At 37.3% G+C, this 12,153-nt stretch carries 11 protein-coding genes; 5 read left to right on the forward strand and 6 right to left on the reverse strand.

All coding sequences use genetic code 11. From position 1 onward, the window contains the following. Positions 1-198: 198 nt before the first annotated feature. Positions 199-882, forward strand: coding sequence for a DUF2278 family protein (locus RTP99_RS00005; protein WP_001128607.1), 684 nt, complete (start codon positions 199-201; stop codon positions 880-882). A gap of 14 nt (positions 883-896) precedes the next feature. Here the strand turns inward: RTP99_RS00005 and RTP99_RS00010 are convergent, their stop codons facing one another. After that, complete coding sequence (locus tag RTP99_RS00010; RefSeq protein ID WP_046646797.1) at positions 897-1,730, reverse strand: hypothetical protein; 834 nt, start codon at positions 1,728-1,730, stop codon at positions 897-899. Between the two features lie 197 nt (positions 1,731-1,927). Here RTP99_RS00010 and RTP99_RS00015 point away from each other — a divergent pair, with 197 nt between their 5' ends. Further along, a complete protein-coding gene (locus RTP99_RS00015; protein WP_000650061.1) occupies positions 1,928-2,713 on the forward strand; it encodes a zinc ribbon domain-containing protein in 786 nt (261 codons plus the stop codon). A 142-nt stretch (positions 2,714-2,855) separates the two neighbouring features. Here RTP99_RS00015 and RTP99_RS00020 read toward each other — a convergent pair whose 3' ends face one another. Beyond that, complete coding sequence (locus RTP99_RS00020) at positions 2,856-3,278, reverse strand: hypothetical protein (RefSeq protein WP_000332424.1); 423 nt, start codon at positions 3,276-3,278, stop codon at positions 2,856-2,858. A 199-nt stretch (positions 3,279-3,477) separates the two neighbouring features. On the opposite strand from RTP99_RS00020, the gene RTP99_RS00025 reads away from it, so the two are divergent. From RTP99_RS00025 to RTP99_RS00035, 3 genes are all read left to right on the forward strand, one after another. Further along, positions 3,478-4,812, forward strand: a complete 1,335-nt coding sequence (locus tag RTP99_RS00025; protein WP_001110213.1) for an FAD-dependent oxidoreductase — start codon at positions 3,478-3,480, stop codon at positions 4,810-4,812. Between the two features lie 103 nt (positions 4,813-4,915). Then, on the forward strand, positions 4,916-5,404 hold the full coding sequence (locus RTP99_RS00030; RefSeq protein ID WP_000498241.1) for a GNAT family N-acetyltransferase: 489 nt from the start codon (positions 4,916-4,918) through the stop codon (positions 5,402-5,404). A 146-nt stretch (positions 5,405-5,550) separates the two neighbouring features. Continuing rightward, the gene (locus RTP99_RS00035; protein WP_000996804.1) at positions 5,551-5,961 is read left to right on the forward strand and encodes a DUF3908 family protein; all 411 of its coding nucleotides are present in this window, start codon (positions 5,551-5,553) and stop codon (positions 5,959-5,961) included. Between the two features lie 33 nt (positions 5,962-5,994). On the opposite strand, the gene RTP99_RS00040 is transcribed toward RTP99_RS00035, so the two are convergent. The 4 genes from RTP99_RS00040 to RTP99_RS00055 all read right to left on the reverse strand — a co-directional run bounded on the left by RTP99_RS00040 (position 5,995) and on the right by RTP99_RS00055 (position 12,100). Further along, the gene (locus RTP99_RS00040; RefSeq protein ID WP_000025742.1) at positions 5,995-6,585 is read right to left on the reverse strand and encodes a class I SAM-dependent methyltransferase; all 591 of its coding nucleotides are present in this window, start codon (positions 6,583-6,585) and stop codon (positions 5,995-5,997) included. 91 nt (positions 6,586-6,676) lie between these two features. Further along, positions 6,677-8,218 (reverse strand): SagB family peptide dehydrogenase, encoded by a 1,542-nt coding sequence (locus RTP99_RS00045; RefSeq protein WP_041184653.1) that lies wholly within the window; start codon positions 8,216-8,218, stop codon positions 6,677-6,679. Positions 8,219-8,234: 16 nt separating this feature from the next. Further along, positions 8,235-10,184, reverse strand: a complete 1,950-nt coding sequence (locus tag RTP99_RS00050; protein WP_000192978.1) for a TOMM precursor leader peptide-binding protein — start codon at positions 10,182-10,184, stop codon at positions 8,235-8,237. Further along, positions 10,181-12,100, reverse strand: coding sequence for a putative thiazole-containing bacteriocin maturation protein (locus RTP99_RS00055; protein WP_000067650.1), 1,920 nt, complete (start codon positions 12,098-12,100; stop codon positions 10,181-10,183). Before RTP99_RS00055 ends, RTP99_RS00050 begins: the two co-directional genes overlap by 4 nt. Between the last annotated feature and the right edge of the window lie 53 nt (positions 12,101-12,153).

A 12,153-nucleotide genomic window follows, 5' to 3' on the forward strand; every position in this document is an offset into this window, starting at 1 on the left:
CAAACAACTTAAGTAGAGAAAGTAGGAGGCAAGGTGGAAGTTTCAGATACTTGATGTGGTACAGAATCTTACGATTTTTAACGTACCATACCGTATCTGCCGGCAAATCCTCCCCCACTTATCGTTGGGCTATCGCCCTTCACACGATTGAAGTAGGGGGTATCCTTGCCGATTTTAGATGAATAGGAGATGAAATGTATGCCCCTAAAAAACTACGGTGTGTTAAAAGGTACAGTTATACAATCAAAGATTGGAAAAGGGAAAACACCTCATTATCAAGTTCATTTACAGGGCGAGACAGGAGTAGATTATCGTATTGCAATTAACGTAAAATCGCAAAGTTATCCGTCAGAAGTTTTATATTTTGCGAGTAACAATATTAAGTCAGAGGCGATTCATATTTTACCGACATTACCATTCGGTTTTACAGAAATAAAAAACAATGAACCGAAAGTAGCTTTAGACTACGTAAGAGGTAATGTATTTGATTCGAAACAAATGATTCCTTTACCTGCTGAAAAAGCAGGAGTGGATAATGATTTAAATGAAAAAATAGAACGTTATATAAAACGAGCAATAGAAGAAAAAGCAATTATTTACGCGTTTGGTGAAAGATGGGGACCAGAAGAAAATACACCTGATTCTTACTTTCATTTCGAACCAGGAAACGGGATACATGATATTCACATGAATCAAGGGAATGTAGAGAAATGGAAAGGTGATAATGGTATATGGCAAGACGGAGGAATACTTATTCAATTTGAAAAGGAAGAAGAATGGGTCGGTATTTTTCTTGCCTTCCAATCGCAGTCATGGTGTACGGATGAAGAGGGACATGCTCGTGTGCCGGTTGAGCATTGTGATTATAAGAGAAATAACTAATAAGAGGAGGGCGTTCAAATAGAACGCCCTCCTCTTATTTTATAAAAACCAAAACTAACAAGTGTAGAAAGACAAGAGAACAATAGTGCCACGCTAGAAAACGCAATGAGGTACATATTATACTTCATCACTTTGCCAATTAGTTGGTTACTATCGTACTGAAACAGCCCTGCTATTATATTGAATAAAAATAACACGATAAACATGACGATAATGCCGTCTATTGATCCTTTAATATCTGGTTTGCTTAAAGCGATATGTGCAGAAATACAAATGGCGATAAATAAAAATAGCCAAAAGGAAGGATTCAATACATTATTTATTGTAAATAAACTTTTCAATAATACGAATGTCGACAAGAGCATGTTTTGAACCATTTCTACATTAATAGAAGTAGAAGTGATTGTTTTTTCGAGAGTTGTATGAAATAAAAAATATGAATCTGGTACGAAATAGCGCATTAAAAGGATTAGTGCAGTAATACCAGAAATAATAGGCCCGATGCCGATAAAGAAGTTCCCAATTCGTTGATATACACTTTTATGATTGTATTGATGTTGTACGTAGCCTAAAGCGCCTTGACTTGTATCTGTTGGGAAAAACTGCGTTGCTACAATTTTATGACGAAATAGTACACACATAATGGCATGTCCAAGTTCGTGAATAGGAACGCCAATCCACGCCGTTAAAAGGAATCCTTTTCTTCCGAAAGCTCTCGACCAATACATTCGTGTGAGAGATTCTAAATAGCCTAATAGAAATCCAATTACAATGATAACGCCAATTAAAGAAAATAATTGGATTACGCTTGTAAGGAGTATTTGAAAAATTGAGTTTACCAATTCCATCGTCTTTCATCCAATCTGTTAAAAATGTTATTTGTTCTGTTTCATAATAGCATTTTTTTCAAGATTGCTAGCACATATATTTTCTTTCGGAAGAAGGATTTCAGAATCTTTTTCTTGTAGTCATGTTTTATGTCCCAAGTCATATATTGAATTTGTAACACCCTATATGGTATCTACTTAAGGGGGGGAATGCGAGAATGAAATGTCCGGCGTGTCATACAGAAAATGCAACAGAGGCAAAGTTTTGCGGGAATTGTGGACATTCGTTAACGGAGGGAGCAGTAGCGAGTAGTGCACAGGGAGAAGGTGAGCAACAGGCACGCGTAGCACAAGAAAAGGAAACTCGACCAAATGAAACGGTAGAGCAAGCGAAGCGGTTTGCGAGCGGCTATTTTCAGTTTTTTAAACACGCATTACAAGCACCGACAGCTATTATGAAAAGCGGCAAGATTGAAGTACGAAATGGAATTGTAAGTCTTGTTCTTATTTGTTTTTTAGGAGCGTGTATTTTTTATAGAATGATGAGTGCTGGGGCAGCACTTACGAGAACGTTAGCGCCAGATTTATCTACTCCTTCTTTCTTTGGAGACTCTGTAACGGTCTTTTTATTTTTACTCATTTTAACTTTATTTGTCGGATTTATTATTTTTGTAAGTGGGAAGATGATGAAATCATCTTTTTCGTTTCTTGAAGTATTCGGTATATGGGGAACGATAGCGACGCCAGCTATTGCTATATTAGTTCTTTCTTTTCTGTTTAGCTTTTTATTAATCTTTTTCTTACCAATCTTATTAGGGCTGGCTACAACGTATATGTCAGTTAGTATAATTGTCGCTATAGTAAAGTTAGATAACGGCGGATTAGACCTTATTTATACACTTCTTATCGCAAATGTTTTAATCGGAATTGCAACATTCATTGTGCTGTGGTCTTACATTAGCACGATAATTCAAACCTTTACACAGGGAATAACTGGCTTCTAACGAAAAGGTGGTTGAATGGATGAATGTATGTACAAAGTGTGGGACTCAGTTTGAAGATTGAATCTTATAATGTTGAACTGAATAAATCAAGAGAATAGAACATATGAAAAAGGTACAGTGCACAGCTGTACCTTTTCTATAGTTATTTAGCTGGACCAGGATCCCTTGAGAAAAAGATGTGAAAGAGGAATGTGACTTTGCTTGCTCCTCCTGATGTACTTGCTTGCACATCAGATAAAGAACTAGACGTTAAAGCAGCTTCAGAATGAGGAGGAACGATTATTTTTAGAGTATCATCTGATTCTGAGGATATAGTAACTGTTATTGTATCATCAGAAAAATTTATAATTTTAACTGTACCGACTGGAAAGATGGACTTATTAGCGTGTGATGCAGAAGAGAAACGAGAGGATTTCCAAATAGTTTGTGGGAAAGTGTCATTGTCAGATAACCAAGCGCGAGCGCTGTATAAAGTTGTACTAATGGTAAACTCTTGTTCAAGCGGGAGGGCGGGTTTTGGTTCTCTTGGTTCTTCTGGGAGCTGGACGAGAAGGCCGGCGCACATGTATGTTTCACCTACTTTCAATTGTTACTGTAATAGCATATTAAACATAGTGTTTATAAGACACGACGGCTACCTATTCAGGCATAGGTTTGTGCACAAAATTTGAAGATGAAATTCTCTTTCTTTACAATGGAAGTAGGTGTTATTTCTATAAAATATGGAAAACGTAAAGAGTATGTAAAAAAGAAGGAGTGGTAAAGTGAACTATGTCATTATTGGCGGAGATGCAGCTGGTATGAGTGCAGCTATGCAAATTGTTAGAAACGATGAAAATGCAAATGTTGTGACGTTAGAAAAAGGTGAAATTTATTCGTACGCGCAGTGTGGATTACCGTATGTCATTAGTGGTGCTATCGCTTCAACGGAAAAGTTAATCGCGCGTAATGTAAAGACGTTTCGTGATAAATACGGAATTGATGCGAAAGTACGACATGAAGTAACGAAAGTAGATACGGAAAAGAAAATAGTATACGCAGAGCATACGAAGACGAAAGATGTTTTTGAATTTTCGTATGACCGTTTATTAATTGCGACCGGAGTACGTCCTGTTATGCCAGAATGGGAAGGCCGAGATTTACAAGGTGTTCATCTTTTAAAAACAATTCCGGATGCTGAGTGCATATTAAAAACGCTAGAAACGAATAAAGTTGAAGATGTAACCATTATTGGTGGCGGTGCAATTGGGCTGGAAATGGCAGAAACATTCGTTGAACTTGGTAAGAAAGTAAGAATGATTGAACGAAATGATCATATCGGTACAATTTATGATGGGGATATGGCGGAATATATACATAAAGAAGCAGATAAACATCATATTGAAATTTTAACGAATGAAAATGTAAAAGCATTTAAAGGGAATGAACGAGTAGAAGCAGTTGAAACGGATAAAGGTACGTATAAAGCGGATCTTGTTTTAGTATCTGTCGGAGTGAAACCAAATACTGATTTTCTTGAAGGAACAAATATACGTACAAATCATAAAGGGGCAATCGAGGTAAATGCATATATGCAAACGAATGTGCAGGACGTATATGCAGCTGGTGATTGCGCCACGCATTATCACGTTATAAAAGAAATTCATGATCATATTCCAATCGGAACAACTGCAAATAAACAAGGGCGACTTGCTGGACTAAATATGCTGGATAAACGAAGAGCCTTTAAAGGAACGTTAGGTACAGGTATTATTAAATTTATGGATTTGACGCTTGCAAGAACAGGCTTAAATGAAAAAGAAGCAAAAGGACTACATATCCCGTATAAAACAGTCAAAGTAGATTCGACCAATATGGCGGGCTATTATCCAAATGCGAAACCACTTTACTTAAAATTACTATATCGTTCTGACACGAAACAATTATTAGGTGGACAAGTAATTGGAGAAGAAGGTGTAGATAAACGGATTGATGTAATCGCGATGGCACTTTTCAATAAAATGAGCATTCACGATTTAGAAGATGTCGACTTAAGTTACGCACCACCATATAACAGCGTTTGGGATCCAATTCAGCAAGCGGCAAGACGAGCGGAATAGCACTTTTTTTTAGTGCTATTTTTTTCGTTAAAGGGTAATCATCATTTTTGTCGAATGAAGAGGGTTGGGAAATAGTTACATATGGGGAAGGGGATTATTAAAAATGTTTGTAACACTGCAAACCGTTCAAGAATCAGAAAAAGAAATATTACGTAATTTGTATGCACTATATCTTCATGACCTTTCTACATTCACTTCTAATATAACGATTGGGGCAAATGGATTTTTTGAATACGAAGATTTACATATGTTTTGGGTAAATGATGGAATCACTCCGTATTTTATTAAAAGTGATAATGAGATTGTAGGATTTTTATTACTACTGGAACGTCCATTTTTGAAGAAGGAAAACGATTTTGGTATAAATGACATTTTCATATTGAATCAGTACAAAGGAAAAGGAATCGGTAAACAAGTTATTGAGAGTTTGCTAAAAGAGAAACGAGGACAATATTTCGTTATCGAACTTGTGAAAAATGTACCAGCTGTTTCTTTTTGGAAGAAAGTATATAGGGAGCTAAACATTGAATTTGATGAGAAAATACAGTTAATCGATGATGAAGAATGTCTCGTTCAAACGTTTGAAATATAATGAAATGGATTCTTTTAGTATATTACTTTGAAATTTAACTTTATTTTGAATATATCTTTCACCCTTGAAAACATAGTATGTATCGCTTATATTGTCATATAGTATTTACTTTAAAACAAAGCAATGAACGAACCAGGGGGCACAGTATGGCAATTAATATGAAAACAATCGAAGAATGGATTGCTGAATCAAACACAAGACATGAAGAAGACTTTGGACACGTTATTGAAGAGATGAAAGAAGTATGCGTCGGACTTGATAATGCGACATTAATTTATACGAAAAATGTATTTTGTTTCGGTAAGAAAGTAGAAGTCTTTTTCTTCTTCCAAGACCATGTCGTGATCGGACAAGAAAAAGACGAATATGTTGAAATTGAAAAATTAAAGTATGATGCCATTACACATAGTAACTTAAAAACAAACGATAAAAATACAACGCTAGAATTAAAGTTTGCTAACGGACAAACTATCAATTTAGATAGTTTAAATGATAACTACGGTACGAAAAACTGGTTATTTGCGAGACAAATAAAGAGCATTTTCAAATTAATCTAGTAAAAAAAGCAGACCTCAAAGGGCCTGCTTTTTTTACGTGGTTCCTATTACACAAAGGCATCCTTTTTCTTCATAGCACTTCACACTTTTAAATCCTGTTTTATAAAATAAGTTTATTAATTCTTCAGTCGTTTTATATTTCTCCATATGATATTGAATTTTGAAAGTTTCAGCTACTAATAAAAAGGATCCGTTCGGCTGTAGGACGCGAAATACTTCTTTTATATCTTGTTCCACATCAGGCCAGAAGTAGTGTGTTTGAAAAGCGGTAATGAGGTTGAAGAAGTTTGTATTGTAAGGAATAGAGGAGACACTTGCTTGATGAATGATTACTTTTCCTGTTTTTACGTCCTGTATATTGGCTTTCTTTGAGTTTTCAACAGCTTGTTCTGCATAATCAATTCCATATATTTTCCCAAGTGGAATTCGTTTGGAAAGAGTATGTAGCGTTTTACCGCCGCCACAACCAATATCTAAAGTAATCGCATCTTTACGTATATGTATTTTTTGTAAAGCCCAATTTGTTAGTCTCGTATGTGCAGTGTTCATAATACAAAGCATGGAAGAACCAATTGTCCCGCGCGGATTTTTTGCTTGCTGGATTAATCGTTGTAAAATGCTCAAGTTAAACTCTCCTTTTATGTAAGAATATATACTTATTTCGCGTTTTGTAAATTAAGTCCTTTAAAAAAGCACGCCGATAGCCGGCGTGCTTCTAATTACGCAAAGCCCCTTTTAACCAATTCCGTGCTCGATAAGCTCCAACAGGAATTTGAATAAGTGACGTTTCATTCCCAGCCTCTATCCCGTACAACTGATCACATGAATTTGTATCAAAACTAAGTAAAGGATGCCCAGCCATCCCCATTGCGGTCGCGGCGAAAACGAGTTTATGAACGAGTATACCCGCTTCCATTTGGTGAATACGGTATCCTCTGTAGCCTAATGCATTTGTATAGTAATCTTTCTTTCCGACTACATGTAGGCAAAGCGGTACTTGAAAAAGGTTTACATTATCCATCGTCATACTAGATTGTAGGGGATAACGAAGGTCTCCATATCGAAGTGGCTGTATGGAATGCGTTTTACTATTATAAGAATAAGCGCCGTTTTCTATATCTTTTACGTTATAAAAACATCCATATAAGGAAACGCGCGCATTTTCATTTACATACTGACCATCAAGGTCGTTGTAGTAAGGGAAGGAGAGGCTCGCTTCTTGTAGTAAAGTAGCGAGCTCGGCTGCATCCCATTTCGTTAAAATAAAGTCAGCATCAGGGGAATACCGTTTTCTGCAAAGTTGTAAGAAATCATAAGATAAACGCTCTACTTTCGGCAGTTGTACAGCGTGCGCATGATGTTGAAAGTGCTCTTCATGAGCTAGTGTTTGGAACTGTGCTGTCGATTCGATCATAGAAGCTTCATTTATTTTTGTTATCATCGGATACTCATTTACATGCTTTGAGCGAACGAAATGTTCATGTGCTAAAGGCGGAATTTGTTGTAATAGCTCATGAGAAGTAACTGTTTTAATTTCACGGTAATCATTGTGAAACCAATTCGTTTGCGGTTCTGTACTGAAAGGAAGGACAGCATACACGCTTTCTTCGCCTTCTGACAGTCCGAGTAAATGGTTGATTGCCCGGTCTAGAAACTGAAAGTATACGCCATTTGTGTAACCGAATTGTTTGGCACATTCAAGTAATTGTCCGATGAGAACGCCACTATCTAATCCTTGAAGTCGATATGAAAAGTTATTGTATTTAAAGAAGTTTTTCCAAAACATGGTGGATACGAATGCAGCACCAAAACAAGATTGTAAGTTACAACGATTGCCGAGTGCTTCTGTAAGGTAAGAATCGAAATTTCCTTCGCGAATTAAGATAAGTCGGTGATGCGCGGCGTCGTAATGGTAAATGCCGTCTGGATAATCGTCAATTTTTAAATATATATACAATTCATTTGGATATAAAGCGCCGCCTGAAGGGATAGATCTTCGGAATAAAATTTTTTCGCTATTTAGCTGACATAACTGTGTTAAACCAAATGAGCACCAAAGGTAATGACCAATCTCATTCAAAGTAGGTGTAGTAGAAGAGTTAGGTAAAGATAATGGGATTTCTAAAGAGAGAGGAATGATAGGTACATTTCGATATAGTTTATAAGGAAGCGGTGCATCTTCCCAGTCCACTTCCTGATTCGGCATAATTTTATCGATAGAAAAATGGAGATGATGTAAAAAAGTATCTAGCTGTATAAAATCCCCTCCTTTACTATGGAAACGGATGCGGATGTGGATTTAATTGTTCATTCGTTAAAGGTTCATTTGTATACCCAAGTGTCATCGGTACAGTATACACTCTATCCAGTCCTGTAACCCGAGTGAGATGGTGACCGAATGTCATCGGTAGCATGCCTGGAATAATGACTTTTACACAATGTAATCCGTTTTTTTCTATAAGAGGTACTGTTTGATTTACAACGATTACTTCAAGTCCAGTTTGCTCTAGACGGTTTAAAAGTTGATGAAGATCGGATGTTAAATCTAGATCAACTGATTGTAATACATTCATTTCTTGGAACGATTGCACCGGAGCATCGTCACGTAAAAGGAAGTGAAGACGTTCTTCTGCTTTTTTCAATCCGTACAACATACTATGGTCTCCCATTTGGCTAACGAGATAAGGGTCTTGTAAGCAGTTTTCGTAGTGCTCTCTTTTTTGTTCGAGCTCATCGTCTGTTATGAGTAACATGCCTGCTATTTCGTGAATGGCACTCTTTAAAGCACGGACGGGATCCAAATGAGAGCCTCCAGCACAAACAACGTTCATTCCATGTTCACGCGTATTTTTCGCAATTACCCATAAGCTCGGGATACCGTGTTCCATCGTTGCGTTAAAAGCATACAATTCATAACCGGTAATCGTGTACAGCCGCTGGATCATTAATTGTAATTCCGTATCATTTGCTGAACTAAGATCAAGGCGGGGAAGAGGTAATTCAGCATACCAAGTGAGCAAAAAGGCGTCACGCTCTACAACTTCTAAAATGCCGTGAAAAATCGCTTCTTCTAAGCTACCACCAATGGCACAGCCATTTGATGTTTCATATACGTAAGCATCTCGATGACCGAGGCTATAATAAGCGATTGATTCAGGAACTAAAATCGTCCGGTTTTGTGACAATGAATATCCCCATACCCAGTTTTGTTCATAGTCAGGATCAAACGGTTTAAATGGAAAACCATCACGATTATAATGTTCATTTGTATGTACACCGAGCGTAAGGGGATTTAGTGCATAATCCTCTAAATCATGAAAACTACCATGCACATTTGTCTTTTTTCCTCGAGGTGACATACCACAATATCGTTCTAAACCTTCTAAAATGGCAGTTGCTTCACTTATTGCAAATGAAAGAGTTCGGCCTGCAACCCCTTCATTTCCAAACATTAATGGCATGTTTATAATAACGTCAGCAAATGGTAGTAAAGAATGTTGCATTTTTCCGTTCAACATACCGACGCGGTAATCTAAATAATCTCTCGTTAAAAATGTGTTTAGTTCATGAATGGAACGACAGCGATATGTTGCATCATTTGTTTTTAAGCTCGGTTGTAATGAAATCGCTGCTGCATCTGCAGTGTCATCAGGTAAATTGCTACATACAGGGCAGAGCGGATCTGGAAGAAAAGAATGCCGCGTACATTGCAGTGTTTGTAAGTTTAGTAAAATGAGTTCATTTTCTAAAGAAGAATGAGTATGAGTTAATATTTTCTCTGTTTCTGCGCAAATAAGATGGCACATTTGCAGAATGCCATTTTGGGTGGCACGTACATCACGCCTCGTTACGTTTTCTTCCTTTACCGCATATTTTCGTTGTAGCTCCCACATTTCTTTTTGATCAAATCCAGCGATAAAGCGTCGTCCATCGGCACAATGAGTACATCCCGCTGCAAGAGGATGAATATAAGGACCGATAACCCCTTCACCAAATGAAGTAAAACCACGTAGCCACGGAATATGATTTGACCGGAAAGTTAGCTCAGCGTCATGATGAATCGTAGAAGGAGAGCCGTCGTGTAATACGAGAGCGAGGTCGATATTTTCAGGGATTTCGTCTGCAATTGTGTGTTGCCGAATGATGGAATATTGTTTGCATAATTGATCATGTACATAGTCTGCAAGAAGGCCATCTCCTATAAGTAATATATTTTGAGTCATAGACTATCCTCCTTTGCAATTAAAACCCCGTACACACCATCTAAGTTTTCTTTCAAAAATGATTCAATTGCCAAATCAAATACAAATGGATAGAAATTATGTTCTTCTAAATGTTGTAAGGCGAGCTGTACAGATTGCGTACTTGGAATTTCTTCTTCCTCTTGTATTTCTAATCTAAAAGAATCAGTATCATATAAAATGATAGAGGATTCAGGCAAAATATTAGTTCTGTAAGGAGTCTCTTCATTTTGATTGTGGAGAAGTGATAGTTGTAGTGCGTTTCGTAACGCTAACGTCGTATTAATATTAGATGCACCGTACCAATGATTATTTATACCGACCCAAACGACTGGAAAGCTGAGAATCTCTTCACCCATTGCGATTTTTGGTGTTTCATGAATTGTAGCGAGGGCATCGTAATAAAATCTACAATGTTTATCATGAATTTCAGTTAAGTCGACCGTCGTAATTTCTTCTAGCGTGTGTGACTGTCGCTCATACAATTTGTGATTTAAATGTTGTTGTAATGCCCGGTATACACCCTCTGTCATCGTTTCTCCAGCGCCAATACCGATATCGTTATGTTCAGGGATAAGGCGGTGTATAATTTCTGCTACATAGGTTTCAATTCCTGTTAAAGCAGCTTCTCGGCGCGCTTCGTTATGAGTCAAACCAGCGCAAGTCATAAGAGGCAGGAGGGAAGCAGGGCCATCTGATAGCGGTGTAGCTATTTGAATATTGCATTGTGATAATGGTAATTGATATAAATCTTGTTCATCCCATACATGGAATATACCAGCTTCTTTAGAAGTTAATGAATCGAAAAAACGGAATAATTCAGTTGAAGTATGTTGGCTAGACCGATGCTCAAGTTGTTCAGAAAGGTCTTCTATCGTATCAATTGTAAAACTTTCATCAGTTGCGAGAGGATGTTTTATAAAAGGATGCCATGCTCCTTCGAGTGTTTCATAATTTAATAAAAAGAATTGTGGATTCTTTTCTCGATGTGAGTCATCAGCAACATGCTTAAATAATTCAAAAACGATTATATTTGCTAGCATTGCAGATGTAATAGGAGAGAAGGCGGCTGATGAATTTTCATTTTGTAAAGTCGTTTCATGTAGCCGATGCCATGCGGATTCCCAGCATTCTTCACGATTAGCCATTACGACAGGGCCAGCTATACCAAGTGTTGATAAACAGACGGCTGGTATAAAGTTCTTTCCTACTTCCTTGCAAATCGTGTGAGCTGCTCTTAGGCCATCAATATCTCCATTTTGAGAAACGTACAAAATCCAGTCGAAAGGCTCGAATACTTCATGCAGAGGACGATCAATTGTCGTATCTATTTCTTGAACAAGTACAGTATCATCCACTTCATGTGCAAGTTCTATTAGCTCATGAATGCGGTCGTAATTCGTTTCTTCATAATCTGTCACAAGGTAATGAAAGGTAGGTAATCCGGATTCTAATAAAGAAGAAACTAAGGAAGTAAGCATATCTCCAGAACCAATTATAAGGACATTCGCTTTGCGGTACGTTTCGAATTTTAATGCGCCTGAATGAGAATCTGCTTCTAGAAATTCAATTTGCGAAGCGTATCTATCAAGTAATGCGCTGTTTAATTCGTGAGGTGCGTCTTGACTTACATCACGGACAAAGCCATTTGTATATAAAATCTCTCCAATTTCAAGTACACGATTTTGATAGGGAAGAGGGAGACCATCCGTTATTTCTGCTAAAGAATAATTACCGTTAAACATCGGCATTAATTTTTCAATCCAATTATAAATTCCATCACCGTCCATACGAAATGAACTGGCGTTATTTCGAAAATAGACACCCCCGTTTGAGTCGGGAAGGAAGAAGGTATCTTTATTTGCTTTCAATTTTGCATGAATTGGAAGGTTACTCATTTTAATCCTCCTTACGTTATAGGCATACATTATTAGCTTATGTCATGCGATTT

Origin of the sequence: Bacillus sp. (in: firmicutes), from assembly GCF_031983925.1 — a bacterium.
Lineage (GTDB): Bacteria > Bacillota > Bacilli > Bacillales > Bacillaceae_G > Bacillus_A > Bacillus_A pacificus.

Excerpts from the sequence above, each read along its gene's own strand:
- RTP99_RS00005 (WP_001128607.1), top strand. The coding sequence starts at position 199 with ATGCCCCTAAAAAACTACGGTGTGTTAAAAGGTACAGTTATACAATCA.
- RTP99_RS00010 (WP_046646797.1), bottom strand. The coding sequence starts at position 1,730 with ATGGAATTGGTAAACTCAATTTTTCAAATACTCCTTACAAGCGTAATC.
- RTP99_RS00015 (WP_000650061.1), top strand. The coding sequence starts at position 1,928 with ATGAAATGTCCGGCGTGTCATACAGAAAATGCAACAGAGGCAAAGTTT.
- RTP99_RS00020 (WP_000332424.1), bottom strand. The coding sequence starts at position 3,278 with ATGTGCGCCGGCCTTCTCGTCCAGCTCCCAGAAGAACCAAGAGAACCA.
- RTP99_RS00030 (WP_000498241.1), top strand. The coding sequence starts at position 4,916 with ATGTTTGTAACACTGCAAACCGTTCAAGAATCAGAAAAAGAAATATTA.
- RTP99_RS00035 (WP_000996804.1), top strand. The coding sequence starts at position 5,551 with ATGGCAATTAATATGAAAACAATCGAAGAATGGATTGCTGAATCAAAC.
- RTP99_RS00050 (WP_000192978.1), bottom strand. The coding sequence starts at position 10,184 with ATGACTCAAAATATATTACTTATAGGAGATGGCCTTCTTGCAGACTAT.
- RTP99_RS00055 (WP_000067650.1), bottom strand. The coding sequence starts at position 12,100 with ATGAGTAACCTTCCAATTCATGCAAAATTGAAAGCAAATAAAGATACC.